General features: G+C 73.3%; 22 protein-coding genes. 11 read left to right on the top strand and 11 right to left on the bottom strand.

What is annotated here, in order from left to right:
• The first annotated feature begins 15 nt into the window (after positions 1-15).
• Positions 16-888, top strand: a complete 873-nt coding sequence (locus AQJ64_RS38045; protein ID WP_055638444.1) for a PaaX family transcriptional regulator — start codon at positions 16-18, stop codon at positions 886-888.
• Positions 889-901: 13 nt separating this feature from the next.
• Here the strand turns inward: AQJ64_RS38045 and AQJ64_RS38040 are convergent, their stop codons facing one another.
• Positions 902-1,447: an AAA family ATPase gene (locus tag AQJ64_RS38040; RefSeq protein ID WP_055638443.1), complete on the bottom strand. Its 546-nt coding sequence runs from the start codon at positions 1,445-1,447 to the stop codon at positions 902-904.
• Between the two features lie 132 nt (positions 1,448-1,579).
• Here AQJ64_RS38040 and AQJ64_RS38035 point away from each other — a divergent pair, with 132 nt between their 5' ends.
• On the top strand, positions 1,580-2,395 hold the full coding sequence (locus AQJ64_RS38035) for an SAM-dependent methyltransferase (RefSeq protein ID WP_055638442.1): 816 nt from the start codon (positions 1,580-1,582) through the stop codon (positions 2,393-2,395).
• A gap of 4 nt (positions 2,396-2,399) precedes the next feature.
• Here AQJ64_RS38035 and ligA read toward each other — a convergent pair whose 3' ends face one another.
• Positions 2,400-4,526 carry an NAD-dependent DNA ligase LigA gene (gene ligA / locus AQJ64_RS38030; protein ID WP_055638441.1) on the bottom strand — a complete coding sequence of 709 codons (2,127 nt, stop codon included), beginning with the start codon at positions 4,524-4,526 and terminating at the stop codon, positions 2,400-2,402.
• Positions 4,527-4,808: 282 nt separating this feature from the next.
• Between ligA and AQJ64_RS38025 the strand changes: the two genes are divergently transcribed.
• Complete coding sequence (locus AQJ64_RS38025; RefSeq protein ID WP_206189929.1) at positions 4,809-5,330, top strand: hypothetical protein; 522 nt, start codon at positions 4,809-4,811, stop codon at positions 5,328-5,330.
• A gap of 6 nt (positions 5,331-5,336) precedes the next feature.
• On the opposite strand, the gene AQJ64_RS38020 is transcribed toward AQJ64_RS38025, so the two are convergent.
• Together AQJ64_RS38020 and AQJ64_RS38015 are read right to left on the bottom strand one after the other, a co-directional pair.
• Complete coding sequence (locus tag AQJ64_RS38020; RefSeq protein WP_055638440.1) at positions 5,337-5,744, bottom strand: hypothetical protein; 408 nt, start codon at positions 5,742-5,744, stop codon at positions 5,337-5,339.
• Positions 5,745-5,982: 238 nt separating this feature from the next.
• Positions 5,983-6,675: a hypothetical protein gene (locus AQJ64_RS38015; RefSeq protein ID WP_055638439.1), complete on the bottom strand. Its 693-nt coding sequence runs from the start codon at positions 6,673-6,675 to the stop codon at positions 5,983-5,985.
• A gap of 200 nt (positions 6,676-6,875) precedes the next feature.
• Here AQJ64_RS38015 and AQJ64_RS38010 point away from each other — a divergent pair, with 200 nt between their 5' ends.
• Entirely contained in the window at positions 6,876-8,528 is a 1,653-nt protein-coding gene (locus AQJ64_RS38010; protein WP_059203373.1) for a serine/threonine-protein kinase, read from the top strand.
• Positions 8,525-9,310 carry a hypothetical protein gene (locus AQJ64_RS38005; protein ID WP_059203372.1) on the top strand — a complete coding sequence of 262 codons (786 nt, stop codon included), beginning with the start codon at positions 8,525-8,527 and terminating at the stop codon, positions 9,308-9,310. Before AQJ64_RS38010 ends, AQJ64_RS38005 begins: the two co-directional genes overlap by 4 nt.
• Here AQJ64_RS38005 and AQJ64_RS38000 read toward each other — a convergent pair.
• The 4 genes from AQJ64_RS38000 to AQJ64_RS37990 all read right to left on the bottom strand — a co-directional run bounded on the left by AQJ64_RS38000 (position 9,291) and on the right by AQJ64_RS37990 (position 12,714).
• Positions 9,291-10,439 (bottom strand): glycoside hydrolase family 113 protein, encoded by a 1,149-nt coding sequence (locus AQJ64_RS38000; RefSeq protein ID WP_055638263.1) that lies wholly within the window; start codon positions 10,437-10,439, stop codon positions 9,291-9,293. The genes AQJ64_RS38005 and AQJ64_RS38000 overlap by 20 nt on opposite strands.
• An 88-nt stretch (positions 10,440-10,527) precedes the next feature.
• The gene (locus AQJ64_RS37995; RefSeq protein ID WP_240512939.1) at positions 10,528-11,739 is read right to left on the bottom strand and encodes an aminotransferase class V-fold PLP-dependent enzyme; all 1,212 of its coding nucleotides are present in this window, start codon (positions 11,737-11,739) and stop codon (positions 10,528-10,530) included.
• Between the two features lie 14 nt (positions 11,740-11,753).
• Positions 11,754-11,930: a hypothetical protein gene (locus AQJ64_RS49870; protein WP_167739010.1), complete on the bottom strand. Its 177-nt coding sequence runs from the start codon at positions 11,928-11,930 to the stop codon at positions 11,754-11,756.
• Between the two features lie 418 nt (positions 11,931-12,348).
• Positions 12,349-12,714 (bottom strand): hypothetical protein, encoded by a 366-nt coding sequence (locus tag AQJ64_RS37990; RefSeq protein ID WP_055638261.1) that lies wholly within the window; start codon positions 12,712-12,714, stop codon positions 12,349-12,351.
• A 166-nt stretch (positions 12,715-12,880) separates the two neighbouring features.
• Here AQJ64_RS37990 and AQJ64_RS37985 point away from each other — a divergent pair, with 166 nt between their 5' ends.
• From AQJ64_RS37985 to AQJ64_RS37975, 3 genes are all read left to right on the top strand, one after another.
• Complete coding sequence (locus AQJ64_RS37985) at positions 12,881-13,231, top strand: hypothetical protein (RefSeq protein ID WP_055638260.1); 351 nt, start codon at positions 12,881-12,883, stop codon at positions 13,229-13,231.
• Positions 13,228-14,082 (top strand): hypothetical protein, encoded by an 855-nt coding sequence (locus AQJ64_RS37980; protein WP_059203371.1) that lies wholly within the window; start codon positions 13,228-13,230, stop codon positions 14,080-14,082. Before AQJ64_RS37985 ends, AQJ64_RS37980 begins: the two co-directional genes overlap by 4 nt.
• A 66-nt stretch (positions 14,083-14,148) precedes the next feature.
• Positions 14,149-14,523 (top strand): roadblock/LC7 domain-containing protein, encoded by a 375-nt coding sequence (locus AQJ64_RS37975; protein ID WP_055638258.1) that lies wholly within the window; start codon positions 14,149-14,151, stop codon positions 14,521-14,523.
• 12 nt (positions 14,524-14,535) lie between these two features.
• On the opposite strand, the gene AQJ64_RS37970 is transcribed toward AQJ64_RS37975, so the two are convergent.
• Complete coding sequence (locus AQJ64_RS37970) at positions 14,536-15,324, bottom strand: LamG domain-containing protein (RefSeq protein WP_107103438.1); 789 nt, start codon at positions 15,322-15,324, stop codon at positions 14,536-14,538.
• A 159-nt stretch (positions 15,325-15,483) separates the two neighbouring features.
• Positions 15,484-16,236 carry an SDR family oxidoreductase gene (locus AQJ64_RS37965; RefSeq protein ID WP_244902716.1) on the bottom strand — a complete coding sequence of 251 codons (753 nt, stop codon included), beginning with the start codon at positions 16,234-16,236 and terminating at the stop codon, positions 15,484-15,486.
• 107 nt (positions 16,237-16,343) lie between these two features.
• Here AQJ64_RS37965 and AQJ64_RS37960 point away from each other — a divergent pair, with 107 nt between their 5' ends.
• Complete coding sequence (locus AQJ64_RS37960; RefSeq protein ID WP_055638257.1) at positions 16,344-16,961, top strand: TetR/AcrR family transcriptional regulator; 618 nt, start codon at positions 16,344-16,346, stop codon at positions 16,959-16,961.
• A gap of 11 nt (positions 16,962-16,972) precedes the next feature.
• On the opposite strand, the gene AQJ64_RS37955 is transcribed toward AQJ64_RS37960, so the two are convergent.
• Positions 16,973-17,236 carry a WhiB family transcriptional regulator gene (locus AQJ64_RS37955; protein ID WP_099054138.1) on the bottom strand — a complete coding sequence of 88 codons (264 nt, stop codon included), beginning with the start codon at positions 17,234-17,236 and terminating at the stop codon, positions 16,973-16,975.
• A gap of 198 nt (positions 17,237-17,434) precedes the next feature.
• Here AQJ64_RS37955 and AQJ64_RS37950 point away from each other — a divergent pair, with 198 nt between their 5' ends.
• A complete protein-coding gene (locus AQJ64_RS37950; protein WP_059203387.1) occupies positions 17,435-18,322 on the top strand; it encodes an oxygenase MpaB family protein in 888 nt (295 codons plus the stop codon).
• A gap of 185 nt (positions 18,323-18,507) precedes the next feature.
• Positions 18,508-19,434, top strand: a complete 927-nt coding sequence (locus AQJ64_RS37945) for an SGNH/GDSL hydrolase family protein (protein ID WP_079062179.1) — start codon at positions 18,508-18,510, stop codon at positions 19,432-19,434.
• The last annotated feature ends 3 nt before the right edge of the window (positions 19,435-19,437 follow it).

Here is a 19,437-nt window from a genome sequence, read left to right as displayed (position 1 = left end):
CGTACGCTTGCTCCCGTGGCGGACAACGACATCCTGGACACCTCGGACGGCGACGCTCCGGACGGCGACGCCTCCCAGGCCCCGCAGTCGCGCCCGCAGTCGCTCATGCTCGCCTTCTTCGGCAATCACGTGCTGGAGGAGGGCGACCTCTGCGTGTACTCGGGCAGCATCATCGACGTCCTCGGCCGGGTCGGGGTCGGCGAGCAGGCCGTGCGCTCCACCCTGACCCGGATGGTCAACCGGGGGCTGCTCCGGCGGCAGCGGGAGGGCCGGCGGATGTACTTCGGCCTGACCCCGCACGCGACGCGCATCCTGCACGACGGCCGCACCCGCATCTGGAGGCAGGGCGCGGTCAACGACGACTGGAACGGCTCCTGGACCCTGCTGGGCTTCTCCCTCCCCGACTCCTGGAAGCGCCAGCGCCACGATCTGCGCTCCCGGCTGGCCTGGTCCGGGTTCGGCGCGCTGTACAGCGGGCTGTGGATCGCCCCGGGCGACGTCGACGTGTCCGCCGTCGTCGACGAGCTGGGGCTCGCGGACCACGTCAAGATCTTCCACGCGCGGGCCGACCAGGCCACCGACATCGAGCTGATGATCCGCGACACCTGGGACCTGGAGAGCATCGCCGCCCGGTACGTCACCTTCGACAAGCGCTGGACCGCGCACCTGGGCGCCGGCTCCGGGGAGGATCCGATCGGGACCCGGCTGCGGCTGGTCAGCGAATGGCTGTGGACCATCCGCACCGATCCCCGGCTCCCCGCCCGCCATCTGCCGCCCGCCTGGCCGGCCCGCGCCGCCCAGGAGACCTTCCGTCAGGTGGCCGAGCAGACCGAGGCACCCGCCCTGCGCGGGGCTCGCGAGCTGCTGGAGACCGCGCCGCCGCGCTGAACGGCCGCCGTCCTCACGGCTCCAGGGCCGGGATGCCGTCCAGACCGGTGTCGCGCATGATGCGGTCGACGGTCTCGGTGAGGCTGCTGGCGGCGCCGATGACGGTCTCGGCACCGCCGGGCAGCAGGTCCAGCTCCCGGTACCAGGCGCGCAGCTCGCGCTCGCCGACCTCGTGGGCGATCGGCTTGGTCGCGTGCCGGGCGAGGGTCTCCTCCCACGGCACATGGAGGTAGTAGGCGTGGGTGGGGCCGCGGTGGTCGGTGCGCAGCCGCGCGAGCATGTCGCCGTAGCGGTCGGCGTGGAGGATGCCTTCGAGGACGACGTGGTACCCGGCGTCGAGGGCGTAGCGGGCGACGGTGTCGATGAGGCCGATGTTCGCCGCGCCCGGCCGGTCCCGTTCCCGCAGGACGATCCGGCGGAGGTTGTCCTGGCCGACCAGCGCCAGCCCTCGTCCGAAGCGGTCGCGCAGACCGGCCGCGACCGAGGACTTCCCGGAGGCCGAGTTGCCGCGCAGGAGTACGAGCCGGGTCCGTGCGGTGCCCACCCTCACACGTGTCACCTTACCGGCGGCGTCGGCGCCGTCGGCTGTGCGAACCCGTAGATTGGGTGAACTGATGTACGCAGGCCGGACGTTGGGACGTATGTTGTGCGGTGACCGACCCTTGAATCGACCGGAAGACGGACGCTCCTCATGACCGAGCACGTGACGACGCCCGGAGCGGCGGCGCACCAGAAGATCGACACATCGGTGCCCCACTCCGCCCGGATCTGGAACTACTGGCTGGGCGGGAAGGACAACTACCCCGTCGACGAGGAGGCCGGTGACGCGTACACGGCCGTCTTCCCCGGCATCGTGACCATCGCCCGCAGCAGCCGCGCCTTCCTGAAGCGCAACATCACCCATCTGGTGGCCGAGGCGGGCATCCGGCAGTTCCTGGACGTCGGGACCGGTCTGCCGACGGCCGAGAACACCCACCAGGTCGCGCAGCGGATCGCGCCCGAGACCCGGATCGTCTACGTCGACAACGACCCGATGGTGCTGGCGCACGCCCGTGCCCTGCTCTACTCCGCACCGGAGGGTGCGACCGCCTACGTCGACGCCAATGTGCTGGACCCGGACCGGATTCTGGCGGCCGCCGCCGAGACGCTGGACTTCTCCCGGCCCACCGCGCTGATCCTCAGCAACATCCTGGGCCATGTCGCCGATTACGACGAGGCCCGCTCCATCGTCGACCGGCTGATGGGCGCCCTGCCGTCGGGCAGCTACCTGTCCGTCAACGACGGTTCGCTGGGTGTCGACCCCGTCTTCGAGCAGGCCCAGAACGCCTACAACGAGAGCGGGGCCGTGCCGTACAACCTGCGGACGCCCGAGCAGATCACCTCCTTCTTCGACGGTCTGGAACTGCTCGATCCCGGTGTCGTCTCGGTCCCGCTGTGGCGCCCCGAGGCCGGCTCCCCGGAGCCGCAGGTCATCGGCGAGCACGGCGGGCTGGCGCGCAAGCCGTAAGGGGTCACTCCCCCAGGTCGAGGAAGTCCGCGACCAGGAGGGCGAACTCGTCCGGGGTGGCGAGCCGGATACCGAGGGTCTCGGCCTTGGTCCGCTTGGAGCCGGCTCCTTCTCCCGCGACGACCAGCGAGGTCTTCCCGGAGACGCTGGAGGAGGCGCGGCCGCCCGCCCGTTCGACCAGTTCGTTCATCTCGTTGCGGCTGAGCTTCTCCAGCGGGCCGGTCATCGCCCCCGTGACCACCACCGCCATGCCGGCGAGCGGACCGGCGGCGGACGGCTGCGGGGCCGGGGCGTCGGGGTCGCCCTCCGTGGCGGTCCCGGTGTCCTGGGCGGACGGCGGTGTGGCGCCGGGCTCGGTCATGTTGACGCCGGCCGCGGCGAGCTTGTCGATGAGCGGGGCGAGTTCGGCGAGTTCCGCGACGATGGACGGGGCCTTCTCGGTGCCGATGCCCTCGACCCGCTGGATCGCCTCGGCGTCGGCGGCGCGCAGGGCGTCCATCGTGGCGAAGTGGCGGGCGATACGGCGGGACATGGAGCGGCCCGTGCCGCGCACGCCCAGGGCGCAGAGCACCCGGGACAGCGGGCGCTCCTTGGCTCTGCCGAGCGCGGTGAGGAGGTTGTCGGTGCTGGTCTCGCCCATCCGCTCCAGACCGAGGAGCTGGTCCCGGGTGAGGGTGAACAGGTCGGCGAGGTCGGCGACCAGGCCCGCCTCGACGAGCTGCACGACCCGGGTGTGGCCGAGGCCCTCGATGTCGAGCTGGTCGCGCCCGGCGGCATAGGAGAGGGAGGCGACGAGGTGGCAGTTGCGGCCGTTCTCGCAGCGCCAGCGCTGCTCGCCGGTGTCGATGCCGGCGCCGCACCGGGGGCAGGACTCGGGGAAGGCGATGGGCTGTTCGTCGCCGGTGCGCAGATGGGCGACGGGGGCTTCGATGCGGGGGATGACGTCACCGGCCCGGTGGACCATGACGTGGTCGCCGAGGCGCAGATCGCGGCGGGTGATGTCGGCCGGGTTGTGGAGGGTGGCGTAGGTGATGGTGGAGCCGTCGATCGCGACGGGTTCGAGGACACCGCGCGGGGCGATGATGCCGGTGCGGCCGACGTTCCACTCGACCGCGAGCAGGCGGGTGATCTTCTCGACGGCCGGCAGCTTGTAGGCGATCGCCCAGCGCGGGGCGCGGGAGCCGGAGCCGGCGGTCCGCTGGTCGGCGGCCAGGTCGGCCTTGATGACGATCCCGTCGATCCCGAACGGCAGCTCGGCCCGCAGCGCGGCGATCTCCTGGACACGGGCCAGCACCGCGTCGGCGTCGGCGGCCGTGGTGCCGGGGACGGCGGTGGTGGCGGTGGTGTTCACGCCGTAGGAGCCGGTGAGGGTCATCAGGTCGCTGTGCGCGCCGTCGGCGAGGGACGCGGCGAGGGCCGGTTCGGTGGCGGGCAGGGGCAGCAGGCCGTAACCGAAGAACGTCATGGGCACGGTGTAGGCGCGGTCCTTGGCGCGAAGGGTGCCCGCGGCGGCGTTGCGGGGGTTGGCGAAGGGCTGTCCGCCGTGCGCCGTGCGCACCTCGTTGGCGTGCTCGAACTGGGCGGTGGTCATGAGGACTTCGCCGCGCACCTCGACGGTGACGGGTGCGGTGAGCCGGTCCGGGAGGCCCTCTATGGTGCCGATCGCGTGCGAGACGTCCTCCCCGGCCGTCCCGTCGCCCCGGGTGATCAGCCGGGTCAGGCGGCCCTCGGTGTAGCGGGCGGCGATCGCGAGGCCGTCGAGCTTGGGCTCCACGCTGAACCGGGTGACGTCATGGCCGACCCGCCGGGCCAGTGAGGCGGTCCACGCGGTGAACTCCTGCGGCGAGAACACGTTGTCCAGACTGAGCATCGCCACCGTGTGCGGCACGTCCCCCTCGGCGGCGCCTCCGGCGACCTTTCCGGTCGGCGAGTCGGGCAGCGTGTCCTCGGGGTGCCCGGCCTCCCACTCGGCGATGGCGCGCACCAGACGGTCGTAGGCGTCGTCGTCCAGCGTCGACGTACCGCCCGCGTAGTAGGCGGCGGCCGCCCGCACCGCGTCCTGCACCGCACGCGCGTAGGCCTCGGCGTCCGCAATCACTGCAACTGCACCAGGTGTCGTCATGTCCTTCATCCTGCCTGCCACCACTGACAACGCCCCTGCGGGCGGCCGGGGGCGGGGTGCGGCGGCACGGGTGCGGGCGGGCGGACTGGGCGGATGGACAGGGTGCGGCCGATGGGACGGGACCCCGCTCCCGAGTGGTACGGGCGCCTGCGGGTGCGCACCGGGGAGCCGGTCCGGCCGACTGGCCGACCCGGCGTGCGCCGGGGCGGGGCGGTGGCGGCTTCGGCACGGTGGCCGGGGTCGCCGCGCCGCGCCGGGCTTCGCCGCCTACGTACGGGTCCTGCGCGGCCGGTGCGGTGGTCGGAGGCGGCCGCCGGGTACGGCCGGACGGTCGGGCCGGGGGCGGAGTGGCACCGGCTCGCCGGTGTGGACCGCGATGACCCCAACCGGTCGGAGGACGGTCTGCCCGGCGTGTGGGACGAGCACCCCTGGGAGGGGCCGGCCCCGCCGGTCGTGGTGCGGGCCCTCGTCCCGGCCCTGGCCCGGCACACGCGGACGCCGGGACACTGCTGGTTCGGTCTGTGGGAGGGCCACGGCCGCCGGGACTTCGCCGGGGTGCCCGCGTTCCCCACCCCCGGCCGGGACGAGGTGCTGCTCTCCGGGTCCCTCGCCGATGTGCTCTCGCCGGTCTCCGTGGACGAGTTCGCCGAGCTGCCCGATCCGTGGTGGCCCGAGGACCGTGCCTGGTGCGTGGGCGGGGACGTGGACCTGGTCAGCACCTGCGTCGGCGGGTCGCCGGAGCTGATCTCCGGCCTGCTGGCCGACCCCCGGCTGGAGACCCTCCCCGTCTCCCCCGACGACCGGCCCTGCTGACGCGGGTCAGGCCGCGCGGGCCCGGCGCCGTGCCGCGAGCACCGGCACGGTGGCCGGCACGGGCGGGGACACGGGCGGGGCCTGGAGGCGTGGGGGCGCCGCCTGGGGCCGTACCGCACGCACCCGGTAGGTCGTGCGGCTCCGGTCGGCGACGGGCTCGCCCAGGGATATCCGGCCGGTGGCGCGCAGTTGGTCGCACTCGGCGGTCGGCAGGGCCACATAGCAGCCGCCCCTGCCGGTGACGGAGTCCAGCGGCCGCCAATAGCTGTACCGGTGCCGCCCGTTCGGATGCACGGTCACGAAGACGGGATGGCTCGCATCACTGACGATCCGCAGGACATCCGCCTCGGCCCGGGTCAGCGGGGCGTTGCGGCGAGGGGCGTCGGACAGGCGCGGAGCGTCGGCGGGCGGCATGGGCGGTGACCTCTTTCAGGGACAACGGCTGTACACCGTCTACCCCGCAGGAGCGAAGTTGATCTCTGTTCCGCGCATTCTTCAGCAGGACAGTGACATTACTGTTGCGCTGCGACGGGAAGGCTTCCCGGATACGCCGTTTTGTCCGCACCGGGGACCGCCGAGGAACTGCTGCCGGCCGCTCCGGTCGCGGCCGAGGCCGTACGGGCGCTCGTCGTCCGCCGGCGGACGAAGCGGATCAGCAGCGGGGGGAGAAGAGGGCCGGGCCCGTGGCCGGGAAGGCCGACGGGTCCGCCTGTCCGGTGTCGTCGACGGTGAACTCCCGTGTGTCGGGGCCGAGTCCGCGGCCGGGCTCGCCCAGCCGCGCCTCCCAGGCGTACACGCCGTCGCCGGTGTAGGTGTAGGCCGAGAGGTCGGGGTAGCGGTCGTGGTTGAAGTCGGCGACCTCGATGTCCTTGGTGGGGCCGAGGTCCAGCTGCCGGATCCTGCGGGCGCGGCCGGTGTTCGAGAAGGGGCCGAAGCGCAGTTCGGCGAGTTTCGGGGGGATCGGGTCGTCGCCGAGCTGGTTCTCGCCGGCGACGACGACCAGATCGCTCCAGCCGTCACGGTCGAAGTCGGCCACGGCGGCCCGGACGTAGTTCTGGTGGGTCCCCGCGTGATCGGCGAGGGCGCGCCGCCCGGCCCTGTTCTCGTACGGCGTGCCGAACCCGAAGGTGACGGTCAGGCCGGCACCCTGGCGCGTCGGGTCGGCGACCCGGTCGGGGCGGCCGTCGTCGTTGAGGTCCGCGATCAGTTCGCCCGAGTCCGTCACACAGGCCGTGACGGAGGACGGCCCGTCCGGGGTCGGGGGCGGCGGGCCCAGGACGTCCTCGCAGCCGGTGAAGAAGAGCAGACCTGCGGCGACGAAGACTCCCGGGGTGAACCTGCCCATGTGTCTCGTCCGATACGGACGATCGGGCGCCGTGGAGAACATGGCGCCCAACTATCGCACACGGGTGCGATGTTGTTCGGCCCCCTCGCGATCGACGGCGGGGAGTGCAACCGTGGTGGCCGAAAACGTGTCTCAGCAGCCGTGGCCCGACGGTTCCCGGGGCCGGAAAGGCGCGGGCGCGCCGTGGAAAGGGGGTGGCGATGAGCACATGGGCCGTACCGGGGTACTCCGAGTCCCTGGAACTCGGTTCCGGAGCCGGCGGACGGGTGGTGCTCGCCCTGCACGAGCCGACCGGTGTGCCGGTGGCCGTGAAGTACCTCAGCGAGTCGCTGCGGACGCGACCCGGTTTCCTGCGCGGTTTCCGCGCCGAGGCGGAGCTGCTCGGCGGTCTGCACAGCCCGTACGTGGCCGGTTTCTACGAGTACGTGGAGGGCACCGAGGGCGCCGCCATCGTGATGGAGCTGGTGGACGGTGTGTCCCTGCGGACCCTGCTCGCCCGGCAGGGCCCCCTGACGCCGGAGTCGGCGCTGGCCGTCCTGAAGGGCTCGCTGCTCGGTCTGGCCGACGCCCACCGGGCCGGTGTGGTCCACCGCGACTACAAACCGGCGAACGTCCTGGTCACCCCGGAGGGCGCGTCCAAGCTCGTCGACTTCGGGATCGCGGTGGACGCCGGCCTCAGCGCGGGCGTGGCGGGCACGCCGGCCTACATGGCGCCGGAGCAGTGGACCGGCGCGCCGGCCTCCCCCGCCGGGGACGTGTACGCGGCCACCGCCACGTTCTTCGAATGCCTGACCGGCCACAAGCCCTACCCCGGCGACAACATGGCCCAGCTGGCGGTGCAGCACGCCGAGGACCCCGTCCCGGTGGAGGAGGTGCCCGAGGCCGTGCGCGCCCTGGTCCGCCGGGGACTGGCCAAGACGGCGGCGGAACGCCCCTCGGACGCGGCGGCCTTCGTGGCGGACCTGGAGCGGGCCGCCGTGGGGCAGTACGGCGAGGACTGGGAGGAGCGCGGCCGGGGACGGCTGGCCGCCCTCGTGGCGTCGCTGCTCTTCCTCCTGCCCTCGGGCCGCGACCCGTCCGGTACGAGCACCACCACCGACGAGGCACGCACCGTGCTCGGCCGGGACGCCTCCGGCGGACGGCTGCGGCCGTGGCGGCCCACCGTGCCGGGCGCGGCCGTGGCGGCGGCCGCCGTGCTCGTCGCGCTCCTGCTGGGCCAGGGCGTCGGCCAGGGCGCGGGAGCGGCCTCCCGGCAGGAGACCCGGGCACGGGCCACGACCAGCCCCACCCAGACGGCCGACACCGGTCCGCCGCCCTCGGCGTCGGCCTCGCCCTCACCGTCGGCGACCGAGTCCTCCGCGCTCCCCAGCGCCTCACCGTCGGACTCGGCCGGTGACGGGTCCGCGTCGCCGTCGGCGGTCGCCACCGACCCGTCGGCGTCACCGGACGCCTCCTGGACCGCGCCCACCCCGAGCGACTCGGCGAGCCCGACGACGAGCCCGTCCCCGTCGCCGTCCCCGTCCTCCCCCACCGCCGTCAAGGACGTCACGGTGTCCGCCTTCCGGCAGACGGGCCCCGCCACCGCCACCACCACGATCACGGTCACCGCGGACGGCACGGGCCCCGTCACCATCACCCTCGCCTGGTTCACGGGCAACGCGGCCGGGCAGGCGGGGACGGCGGACGGCACCGAGTCGTACCGGCGCAGCGGTGCCCGTCAGTACACGCTGACCGTCGACCACACCTTCCAGGGGACCGGCTGCTACTGGACCGTGCAGGCCTCCACCAGCCCCGCCTCCGCGGACGGCGGCGCCTCCCAGCAACTCCTGACCCGGGGGTGCGAACTCCGATGACCACCCCTCACGAGGACTACGACCGGGACGACTACAGCGCCACCGCACTGGACAGCTTCTGGGTCGAACGCGGCGACGACGGCACCACCGTGGTGCGTGCGCGGTCCGACGACGGCACGGCGGTGATGAACCCCGGGGCCGCGGACGGCACGGCGGTGATGGACCACCGGTCCGAGCACGGCACGGCGGTGATGGACCCCGGATCCGACGAGCGCACGGCGGTGGCGGGAGACCCGTCCGACGCCGGCGATGTCGTTCCGCGTGGGCGGGTCGACGGGACCGTGCTGCGCTTCGGACCGGGCGTCACCGCCCGGCAGGGAGCGACCGCGGGGTCGGCGTACGGGGTGCACACGGTGACCGTGCCGGCCGCGCCCCCGGCCCGTCGGCACCGCCGTCTGCGCCGGCACGCGTTGCCCGCGCTGGTCCTGGTCGCCGCCGTGCTGTTCCTGCTGTGGCGGCAGTTCGAGACGCCCGGCCTCGCGGTGAGGGGCGTCTCGGCGGCGGCCGCCCGAGGCAGCACCGGCTGCGACGCGACGGCGGACGTCGTCGGTGTCGTGCGCACCGACGGCCACGCGGGTCGGCTGTCCTACCGCTGGGTCCGCAACGACGGCACCGAGTCCGACGTCCTGCACGCCACGGTCGCCGAGGGGCACCGTGAGGTGCGGGTGCATCTGCTGTGGACCTTCCAGGGGCAGGGCCACTACGCGGCCACGGCGGAGCTGCGGGTGCTGTCCCCGGACGGCAGGACGGCGCGGGCCGCCTTCACGTACGACTGTCCGTAGCGGGCCGGCGGCCGCGGGCGGCGGCCGCGTAGTGGCGGGCCAGGGCGTGGAAGGCCTGCTTCGGTTCCCAGTGCCAGTCGGAGCGGGGGTCGCCGGGACGGTCCTGGACGGTCCGGGTGATGGCGTAGCTCGCCATGTCGAGGTCATGGCGGGGATCGCCGGCCCGGTGCGGGGTGTCCGGGGTGACGAACTCGAAGGCCATCGCGGCGTACAGGCCCATCGACTCGAAGACTCGCAGCAGTGAGACGAGGTGGTCGGCCTGGGTGCGCTCGCTGCGCACGAGGTCGCCCTTGATCTCCGGCGGTCGCTTGTCGTGGTCGATGACGTCCCAGGCCATGCCGCCGGCCTCGGGGGCGCCGCGGTAGGTGCAGCTGCCGAACTCGGTGACGGCCAGCGGTTTGCCCAGACGCAGGTAGCGGCGGAGTTCGCGCACATGGTCGGCGGGGCGCGGGTGGGCGGAGTAGTAGTCGATGCCGACCACGTCGAACAGGGACCAGTCGACACGGTCGTCCTGGGCTGCGGCGTAGCCGAGGCGGCCGTCGAAGACCGAGCGGGCGGTGCGGGCGGCGCGGGCCGTGAAGGCGTCGAGCCTGCGCTGGGTGACGACGGGGTCGTAGGCGCCGGTCAAGAGGGTGCGGACCCGTTCCAGGACGGTGTCGCCGGGGACGATGCCGGGCACGAACAGCTGGAACTCGCAGCCGACGCTGAGGTCGACGCTCGCCCCCTGGCGGCGCAGTCGCCGGGCGAAGCGGCCGGTCTCGGCGAGGTGTTCGAGGATGTCGCGTGGGGGGATGTCCGCCGGGGTGGGCTGGAGCCATACGTGCAGTCCGTGTTCGGCCACCTCGCACGCGGTGGCCTCGAGGCGTTCCACGCCGTCGCCGGTGACGTCGACCGTGTCGGCGTGCAGGTCGCGTCGGACGGCCCGGATGTCGGCGCGCATCCGGTGGGCGTTCCAGGCGGTCGCCGGGGTCTCGCCCTCCGCCACCGTGTAGACGACACCCCGGTGCCGCAGTCCGCGGCGTCCTTCGGCGGCACGGGCGGCTCCCGCCGGTCCGAGTGCGCCGGCCAGGCCGGCCGCCGCGGCCCCGCCCAGGAAGCGGGCCCGGCTGATCCCTTCGGTTTTCTCCATGCCTCCACGGTGTCGGGGCGAGGAGTCGCGCGCAGTCGGCCGATGGTCGCTTCCGGTACGACGAAGGTGGGTGCCTCGCCCGGCCGCGCTAGCCGGACATCTCGCGCGCCCAGCGTTCCACGACCGGTACGCAGGTCTCGGCGAAGTGCTCGTAGTCCTCGGGCGTGTTGTAGACGTGGGCGGACAGCCGGAGGTGGCCGAGGCCGTCGAAGCTGGTGAACGCTGCCTCGACGCCCAGTTCGGCGGGGGCCCGGTCGCGGAGCGCGTCGGCCGCGATCCGGCTCGCTCCCAGGCCGCCGGGCAGGCGGACCAGGCGCATACCGGGGACGGGCATGCCCACGTCGACCGGTTCGGACGGGGTTCCGGAGCGGGCGAAGGCGGCCGCGACGACCCGGGCGCCGTACTCCGCCAGGTCGTCCATGTAGCGGCGGGCCGTGTCCCAGCCCCAGGTGTCGTCGATGAACCGCAGCGCCGTGGGCGCGGCCAGGGCGCCGGTGGCGTCGAGGGTGCCCTGGTGGTCGAAACGGTCGGGGAAGGGCTCGGCCGCGCCCCAGGAGTCGATCAGCGGGTGGAGGTCGTCCCGCAGGGGGCCGCGGGCGACGAGCACGGCCGAACCGCGCGGTGCGCAGCCCCATTTGTGCAGGTTGCCGACCCAGGCGTCGCAGTCCAGGCCGGTGAGGGGCGCGGCGAGGAGGCCGGGGGCGTGCGCGCCGTCGACGAGCAGGGTGATGCCGCGCCGTGCCGCCTCGGTGGCGACGCGCTCGACGGGCATCAGCCGGGCGGTGGCGGAGGTGATCTGGTCCAGGACGATGAGTGCGACCTCGTCGTCCACCTCGGCCAGCACGGCCCGGTACGCCTGGTCGGCGTCGGCGGCGAGGGGCACCCGCGCGGTGCGCACCCGGCCGCCCCAGCGGCGGGCGAGCCGTTCGGCGCCCATGGTGACGGCGCCGTAGCCGTGGTCGGTGACCACGATGTCCCCGCCGGGCCGGTCGGCGAGCGCGGCGAAGACGACACTGGCTCCGGCGCTGGCGTTGGGGACGAGCGCCAGGTCCTCGGGGTCGGTGCGCAGCCGGCCGGCGATCTCTGCGCGGGCCGCCGCGAGCCGTGCGGGCAGCGTCGGGAACCAGACGACGGGTGCCCGCTCCATCTCTGCGCGCAGCGTGTTCTGCCGTTCCTGTGCCACGCCCGGGACCGCGCCGAACGATCCGTGGTTGAGGTGGCGCAGGCCGGGGTCGAGGGTCCAGCCCGCCGTCGCGGGCCGGCCGTCGGGCAGCGTCAGCGGACGGGGCGCGGTGATCACTTCGCTCTCGCGCGTCAGGAGAAGAAGCCCCTCGGTGCGGGCAGTCCGGGGCTGAGTGAGGGCCCGCCGGCCATGACGCGGTCCAGGTCGCGCTTGATGCGTTCGGCCTCGCCTCGCACCTGCGCGGGGATGTCGCCGCGTTCACTGACGAGGCGGTGGTAGATCGGCGTGTCGTCGAAGACGGAGAACACGGGTGGCTCTGCTTTCGTGGACGGTCGGACGGGCCGACGCGGTGGAACGGCTTCGGACACGGCACCGATCCGGCGGGCGGATCGGCGCTGCCGTGACGTCACCTGACGGCCCGCAGCGAAACCGGTGTCGGCGACATCATCGCATTGTCCCCGGTTCGGCCCGGTGCTGATGACCATGGATGGCCGTCCGTGACAAATCGGAGACTTTGACTCCGGTTTCATGGTGCAGCGATACCGCAACTATGGGCTAAGCTAAGGCCAAAGCTGAAGAGCGGAACTCCCGTTCCTCGGTGACGCGTTGGTGGTCCAAGGAAAGACGCCCCGCTTCCTGCGGGGAAATGCAGGTGCAAGGCCTGCCCGGCGCTCGGATGCGGACCCCGTACCACTCCCGTGGTGCGGGGTCCGCGCGTTACCGGGTTCAGACCTCGAGTTCGGATTCCAGCGCCTTGAGCCGGTGGCGGGCGAGGGCGAGGTTGCTGCGGCCGCGGTCCAGCGCGAGGTACAGGAAGAGCCCGCCGCGCGCCCGGGCCAGGGGCCTGATCAAGTGGTACTGCGTACCCAGGGTGATGAGGATGTCCTCGATCTCCTCCTGCAGGCCGAGCGACTTCAGCGTGCGCTGTTTGGCCCGTACGACCTCGGTGTTGCCGGCCGCGGCCAGCTCCAGGTCCAGCTGGGGCCCACCGCCCAGCACACCGAGCGACATCCCGCTCTCGTAGTCGACGAGGGCCACCCCCAGGGCACCCTCGATGCTCATCGCTTCCTTGAGCGTGCTCTCAATGGTCACGCTGGCGCCTCATTTCCGTACAGACCAACCGGTGTTGATCGTTTACAACGACAGCCGGTGTTAATTCTGGGAGCGTTGATTTCGAACGAGCACATCTTTGGCCAGTCTTGCGATAGTTGGCAAATAAAGTACTGTGCTGGGCAGGGCAAGCGAAGGGGCACAACCAATGGCTCTACTCGAGGCCGCCCTCGCCCGAGTCCTGCAGACGCCCGGCATCGCCGGCGCCGCTGTGGTGGACTCGGTGACGGGCCTCTCCTACGCCTCGCTGGGGGAAACGGGCGCGAGCCAGGACGCCCACGACCTCGTCGGTCTCGCCGACGGCGGCCTCCGGCAGGCGGGATGCGCCGACGAGCTGGAGAGCATCGTCGTCACCACCCCGAGCACACACCATGTGACCCTGAGCGTCGCCCGGGACCGCGATCCGGTCCTGCTGTGCGCGACCGTGGACCGGGACCGGACCAACCTGGCCTGGGTACTGCAGGACCTCACCCGGCACGCGGACGCACTGCTGGCATGAGCCGGAACGACGACGCCGAGAAGTCCCCCGCCCCCCGCAACCTCCCCTCCCTCCTGTCCGGCCTGCACGCGCAGCGCCGTTCCTGCACCGTCTCCGTCACCGGCAGTCCCGGCGGCACCCTGCACGTCCGCGACGGCCTGGTGGTCGCCATGGAGACTCCGGGCGCACCCGGGGCCGAGGCGATCCTGCTCAAGTCCGGCCGCCTCACGGAGGAGGCGTGGACGGCCGTACGCGCCACGGACAGCACCCATGAGCATCTGGCACAGGAGCTGGTCGCCACCGGGCTGATCGGCGCGGGGGAGCTGGAGGTCGTCAGCCTGGGCGCGCTGTTCGACGCGGCCTTCGCGCTCTCCCTCAACCGGCCGACGGACTGGGAGGTCGGCGATCCCGTCCCCGTGCTGTACGCCGGGGGCGGGGTGCCGCCGGAGCGGCTGGTCGCCGAGACGACACGCCGCTTCGGGATGCTGGAGAAGGAGCCCGGCACGATCGCGCGGTCCGCCCGTGACCGTGTCCACCCGACCCCCTCCGCCGGCCTGCCGGAATCCACCGCCCGCCTCTCTCCCCGTCACCTGGACCTCCTGACCGCCGTCGACGGACGCCGGACACCCCGCGACCTCGCGTTCTCGCTGGGTCGCGGTCTGTTCGCCGTCCTGCTCGACCTCCGGCATCTGATCGGGCTGCGGCTCGTCGAGTACACGACCCCGCCGGGCGCCGCCGGACGCCCGAGCACCGCGCCCCGTACCCCCGCCGCCGCGCCGCCCGCCCCCGCGACGACCGGACTCCCCCGGCGCCTGCCGCGCCGCACCGGCTCCCAGCCGGCCTCCCCGGACTCCTCCGAGCACCGCGCCTGACCCGGCCGGTTCCCCCGTCGCGCCCGTCCCGTCCCCGCCCGCACCGCTCACCAGGAAGAAGACAACATGAGCGACCCCGTGAACGACATCCTCGTCTCCTTGCGGGACAAGGTGATGGGTGTCACCGAAAGCACGCTCGCGACCGTCGACGGGCTGGTGGTCGCCAGTGACGTCAGCAAGACACACGCGGAGTCCATGGCCGCCGTGGCCGCGGCCACCCTCTCCCTCGGGCGCCGCCTCGCCGACCAGGCCTCCACCGGCACCCTGCGGGAGATGAGCGCCCAGTGCAGCGCCGGGCATGTGATCGTCACCGCGGTCGGGGAGCGCGCGCTGCTCGCCGTCATGACGGACGAGGGCCTGGACCTGGCCGCGTTCCGCCGGGAGATGCCCGCGCTGGTGGCGGAGCTCGGCGGCATCCTGGACTCCGACACCCCGGACTAGCGGCCCCCCGGCTCATACCGGATCACCGTCGATCTCCACCTCCCCGGCCCTCTCGATCCCCTCCCCGTCCTCGGGCTCGTCGTCCTCCTCCAGCAGATAGGGCGGGCGCATGACCACGAGGCGCTGCACCTCGTAGGACATCTCGGTGACCCCGGGATCGGGCGGCGGGTGGTAGCGGCCCGCGCACACCGACAGGTTGACGATCAGGTACGCGTACCAGCCGCGGCCCACGCCCCGCCGGTCGACGAACACCTGCCGGCCGTTGACCCACCAGACGACGGACCGTCTGCCGAACTCGACGCGCAGATCGATCCAGGCGCCGGGGCGGATCGCCGGGTCCCGGTAGTAGAGGTTGCCGCCGCGGACGTGGTTGGTCAGCTCCAGGAGATCGGGATTGTCGGGGTGGTACTCGAAGACGTCGATCTCCTGGTCGCCGTCCCGCCAGGTCCAGATCGCGGGCCAGGCCCCCATCTCGTACGGCAGTCTCACCCGTGCCTCGAGCACGTCACCGGTGCGGACGGTAAAGGCCTCCTCGCTCCCCTCCGTGGTGAGCAGGCCCGCGTTCCACCGCCCGTCGCGGCGACGGGTGGCCCGGAACGTCCCCGAGCGGGAGTAGGCGGGATCCGAGACCAGGTAGTCCAGTTTGTTGTCGTCGGGATTGATCGGTCCGCCGTTCGGATACGCCCACGAACGCCCCGCCACCCACTGGCTGGTGGAGGTGAAGTCCGCGGTGAAGACGGCCGCGGGTCCGCGCCGGGCCGCGGTGGCCTCGGGCGGACTGTCGGATGCGGGATTCTCCATGGCCGGATGCTGCTCCGCATATGTCCAGGGCATGCGGGCGGGCGGCGGATCCGCCGCAAGGACAACCCGTGTGAGTGACAGCCCTCGGCGTGTCGTGCCTCGCGGTACGAAAAACGGCTCCCAGCAGCGGAAAGGCCGGCCGGCGGATGCCGCCGTCGCTCAGGCGATGCCCCCGTTGGCGAACACGACCTGCCCGTTGATCCAGCGGCCCGGGCCGGCGAGGAAGGCCACGGTGGTGGCGATGTCCTCCGGGGTGCCGAGCCGCTCCAGCGGGGGCTGCGCGGCGAGGCGCGCGATCGCCTCCTCGTCCTTGCCCTCCAGGAAGAGCGGGGTGGCGGTGGGCCCGGGGGCCACCGCGTTCACCGTGATGTCCCGGCCCCGCAGCTCGCGGGCGAGCACCATCGTCATGGCCTCCACGGCCCCCTTGCTCGCCGCGTAGGCGGCATAGCCGGGGAAGGCCAGCCGGGTCACCGAGGTGGAGAAGGTGACGACGGCGCCACCGGCGCGGACCCGCCGGGCCGCCTGCTGGGCCACCACGAAGGTGCCGCGCACATTGGTCCGCGTCAGGCGGTCGAACGCGTCGAGGTCGTATGCGGCGACCGGCCCGAGGACCATGACGCCCGCGGTGTGGACCACGACGTCGATCCCGCCGAAGGCGCGCTCCACCGCGTCGAACGCCGCGGCCATCGCGTCCTCGTCGGCGACGTCCCCGCCGACCGCGACCGCGCTGCCGCCGGCGGCCTCGACGGCGGCGACGGTCTCGTCCGCCGCGGCCTTGTTGCCCGCGTAGTGCACACCGACGGCCATCCCGTCGGCGGCGAGCCGCTGGGCGACGGCCCGGCCGATGCCACCGGAAGCGCCGGTGACCAGGGCGACCCGCACGGGGGTCGGCTTGCTCTCAAACATGGTCATTGCCTCCCAGTCTTTAATGAACGCAACGTCCATATAACCATATGGTGAACGCCGCGTCCATATGTCAGGGTGGGCCGATCGGACGAAACCCGGGAGGTCGGCGCCGTATGACGGAACCAGCAGAACCGGCGCGGACGGCAGGACCGGCGCGGCGCGGGCGGGGACGACGGCCCGCCGACGAGGTGCGCGCCGACGTTCTCGGCGCGGCCGGTGCCCTGCTGCTCGACAAAGGTATGGGCGCGTTCACCATCGAGGCGGTCGCCGAGCGGGCCGGCGCCAGCAAGACCACGATCTACAAGTGGTGGCCGTCGAAGGGGGCGCTCGCGCTCGACGGCTACTTCCACGCCGTGGAGTCCGCGCTGGCCTTCCCGGACACCGGTGATCTGGAGGCCGACCTGACGGCGCAGCTGCGGTCCTTCGTCCGGGTGCTCACCGGGACCCCGGCCGGCCGGGTGATCGCCGAGCTGATCGGCCAGGCCCAGACCGACCCGGATCTCGCCGCCGCCCTGTCGCAGCGCTACTCCGGCCCGCGCCGGGAACTGGCGGTCCGGCGGATGCGGCGGGCGCGGGAGCAGGGGGAGCTGCGCGCCGACGTCGATCCCGAGGTGCTCGTGGACCAGCTCTGGGGTGCCTGCTACCACCGGCTGCTGCTGCCCGGCCCGCCCGTCACCGAGGAGTTCGCCACGAGCCTGGTCGGCAATCTGATGCGCGGCGTGCGCGCCTGACCGGTACGCGGTCAGGGCCCGCCGACCGGCGGCCGGCTCAGCCGCAGACCGCGGCGCTCCCCGGCCGTCATCGCGCCCCACACCCCGTACCGCTCGCCGTTCCGGACCGCCCAGGTCCCGCAGGCGCGCATCACCGGGCAGCGGCGGCAGACCGCCCGCGCCTGCTCGATCTGCCGCCGGGACGGGCCGTCCTCGCCGATCGGGAAGAACAGCTCGGGGTCCTCGGAACGGCAGGCCGCCGCCTCACGCCAGTTCAAGGAGGGGAAGGAGTTCATCGGCACCTCCGGCGAACGCTTCGCCGGCTCCGCCGGGCAGCCAGGCTGCACGACGACGCCCTTCGCATCTGCGGACCCGGCGGAGGTAGAAAGAAATATAGGCACTTCGAACCGTTTCGGCCATGGCCGCGGAGGATGCGGTTCCGGGCGGTGGGCGGCGACGGGCGCCCCCGCGGCGACGAGGAGGTCACGGCAACCATGAGAGCGGCCGGAGCCGGGGGCCGCGGCCCCCGCGAGCGTCTGGGCGAGGGCCTGTTCACCCGGGTCGCCGGGCCGGACGGCGCACGCCGCCGGGCCCGTATCCACGGCACGCCCGGCCCCCGCTGGTTCGGCCCGGAGCGGCCGGTCCGCCGGGTGCACGGGGACGCCTCCATGTTCATCGGCGGTCTGTCCGCGCTGCTGCTGCAGTCGCTGCATCCGCTCGCCATGGCCGCCGTGGCCGCCCACTCGGGGTTCCGGGGCGACCCCTGGGGCCGGCTCCAGCGCACGAGCACCTTCCTGGCCACGACGACGTACGGCACCGCCGAGGACGCCGAGCAGGCGTGCGCCCGGGTCCGGGCGGTGCACGAGCGGGTGCGGGGGCTCACCGGGAGCGGAGAGCCGTACCACGCCTCCGATCCCCATCTGCTCGGGTGGGTGCACGTCGCCGAGACGGACAGCTTCCTGCGCGCCCATCAGCGCTACGGCGCGCGTCCGCTGTCGGACGACGAGTGCGACGGCTATGTCGAGGACATGGCGCGGGTCGCCGTGGAGCTGGGCATCCCCGGTCCGCCCCGGAGCAGGGCGGAACTGGCCGAGCGGCTGACCGCGTACCGGCCGGAGCTGGCGGTCACCGAAGAGGCCCGGGAGGCCGCCCGTTTCCTGCTGCTGCACCCACCCGTACCGCTCGTCGCCCGGCTCCCTTACGGGGTGCTCGCCGCCAACGCCGTCGCGCTGCTGCCGCGTTGGGCCGCCGAGCAACTGCATCTGCCCAGGCTGCCGTTGGTCGAGGACGTCTGCCTGCTGCCGCTCGGCCGCGCCACGACCGCGACGATCCGCTGGGCGATGGCACCGGCCCGCCGGCGCGTGACATCGGCCACCGGCTGAACCCGTGACGTACGGCTCGCACATGCGGGCCCCGGCCCCTCAACTGCCGTACAGACGCGCGAACACAGTCCTTCCCACCTCTGGCCCTGGCGGGCTACCGGGCGGTATACAAAATCCGGCGAACAGCACGGCGGCCGCCCGGGCCGCCGGCGCCGGCCCGGGCGGGCTCGGGGGGAGGAGCTGCGATGCAGCGCGAGGTACGCGGCGAGGCTTCGGTCGGACAGCGTCGCAGAGGGGTCACCTTCCTTGCGGTACTGGGTGGTTGTGCCCTGGTCGCCGCGTCAGCGGTGCCCGCGGCGGCACATGGCGGGGGCGACGGGGGCGGCGGGAAGACGACGGAGTACGTGGCCCTCGGGGACTCGTACACCTCCGGCCCCCTCATCCCCCTTCAGATAGACGCCAACTGCGCCCGGTCCGACCACAACTACCCGTCGCTCGTGGCGGCGCGGCTAGGTACGACCCCCTTCAAGGACGTCAGCTGCTCCGGGGCGACGACCGAGCAGATGTGGAAGGCGCAGGGCACCAACGGCCCCCAGCTCGACGCGCTGGGCCGCAACACCGACCTGGTGACCGTGCAGATCGGCGGCAACGACGTCGGTTTCGGCACCATCATCGGGACCTGCGCCACACTGGCCGCGCAGGACCCGGCCGGCAACCCCTGCCAGAAGTACTACGGGGCCTCCGGGGTGGACCAGTTGAGCGTCACGATCGCCCGGACGGCGCCCAAGGTCGCCCAGGTGCTGCGGGACGTGCACCGCCGGGCGCCGCACGCGCGGGTGCTCGTCGTCGGCTATCCGGACCTCCTGCCCGACGACGGCATCGGCTGCGCGCCCTCGGTGCCCTTCGCGGCGGGGGACTTCCCCTACCTCCGGGACACCGAGAAGCGCCTCAACCTGATGCTGCGTCTGGTGGCGTACGGGAGCCGGGCGGAGTACGTCGACACTTACGGGCCGACCGTCGGCCACGACATGTGCAAGCCCGCGGCGGACCGCTGGATCGAGCCGCTCCGGCCCGCCTCCCCGGCGGCTCCCGCCCACCCCAACGCCAAGGGCGAGGCCGCCATGGCCGAGGCCGTGCTGCACCGCCTCGGCAAGGGACGGCACGGCCGCTGACGG

Origin of the sequence: Streptomyces griseoruber (assembly GCF_001514205.1) — a bacterium.
Lineage (GTDB): Bacteria > Actinomycetota > Actinomycetes > Streptomycetales > Streptomycetaceae > Streptomyces > Streptomyces griseoruber.
This window is presented reverse-complemented; position numbering and strand designations above follow the sequence as displayed.

Excerpts from the sequence above, each read along its gene's own strand:
- AQJ64_RS37985 (WP_055638260.1), top strand. The coding sequence starts at position 12,881 with ATGGCTCTACTCGAGGCCGCCCTCGCCCGAGTCCTGCAGACGCCCGGC.
- AQJ64_RS38015 (WP_055638439.1), bottom strand. The coding sequence starts at position 6,675 with ATGGGCAGGTTCACCCCGGGAGTCTTCGTCGCCGCAGGTCTGCTCTTC.
- ligA (WP_055638441.1), bottom strand. The coding sequence starts at position 4,526 with ATGAAGGACATGACGACACCTGGTGCAGTTGCAGTGATTGCGGACGCC.
- AQJ64_RS37960 (WP_055638257.1), top strand. The coding sequence starts at position 16,344 with ATGACGGAACCAGCAGAACCGGCGCGGACGGCAGGACCGGCGCGGCGC.
- AQJ64_RS37970 (WP_107103438.1), bottom strand. The coding sequence starts at position 15,324 with ATGGAGAATCCCGCATCCGACAGTCCGCCCGAGGCCACCGCGGCCCGG.
- AQJ64_RS37945 (WP_079062179.1), top strand. The coding sequence starts at position 18,508 with ATGCAGCGCGAGGTACGCGGCGAGGCTTCGGTCGGACAGCGTCGCAGA.
- AQJ64_RS38010 (WP_059203373.1), top strand. The coding sequence starts at position 6,876 with ATGAGCACATGGGCCGTACCGGGGTACTCCGAGTCCCTGGAACTCGGT.
- AQJ64_RS38020 (WP_055638440.1), bottom strand. The coding sequence starts at position 5,744 with ATGCCGCCCGCCGACGCTCCGCGCCTGTCCGACGCCCCTCGCCGCAAC.
- AQJ64_RS38035 (WP_055638442.1), top strand. The coding sequence starts at position 1,580 with ATGACCGAGCACGTGACGACGCCCGGAGCGGCGGCGCACCAGAAGATC.
- AQJ64_RS38005 (WP_059203372.1), top strand. The coding sequence starts at position 8,525 with ATGACCACCCCTCACGAGGACTACGACCGGGACGACTACAGCGCCACC.
- AQJ64_RS37965 (WP_244902716.1), bottom strand. The coding sequence starts at position 16,236 with ATGACCATGTTTGAGAGCAAGCCGACCCCCGTGCGGGTCGCCCTGGTC.
- AQJ64_RS38000 (WP_055638263.1), bottom strand. The coding sequence starts at position 10,439 with ATGGAGAAAACCGAAGGGATCAGCCGGGCCCGCTTCCTGGGCGGGGCC.
- AQJ64_RS37950 (WP_059203387.1), top strand. The coding sequence starts at position 17,435 with ATGAGAGCGGCCGGAGCCGGGGGCCGCGGCCCCCGCGAGCGTCTGGGC.
- AQJ64_RS37980 (WP_059203371.1), top strand. The coding sequence starts at position 13,228 with ATGAGCCGGAACGACGACGCCGAGAAGTCCCCCGCCCCCCGCAACCTC.
- AQJ64_RS37955 (WP_099054138.1), bottom strand. The coding sequence starts at position 17,236 with ATGAACTCCTTCCCCTCCTTGAACTGGCGTGAGGCGGCGGCCTGCCGT.
- AQJ64_RS37975 (WP_055638258.1), top strand. The coding sequence starts at position 14,149 with ATGAGCGACCCCGTGAACGACATCCTCGTCTCCTTGCGGGACAAGGTG.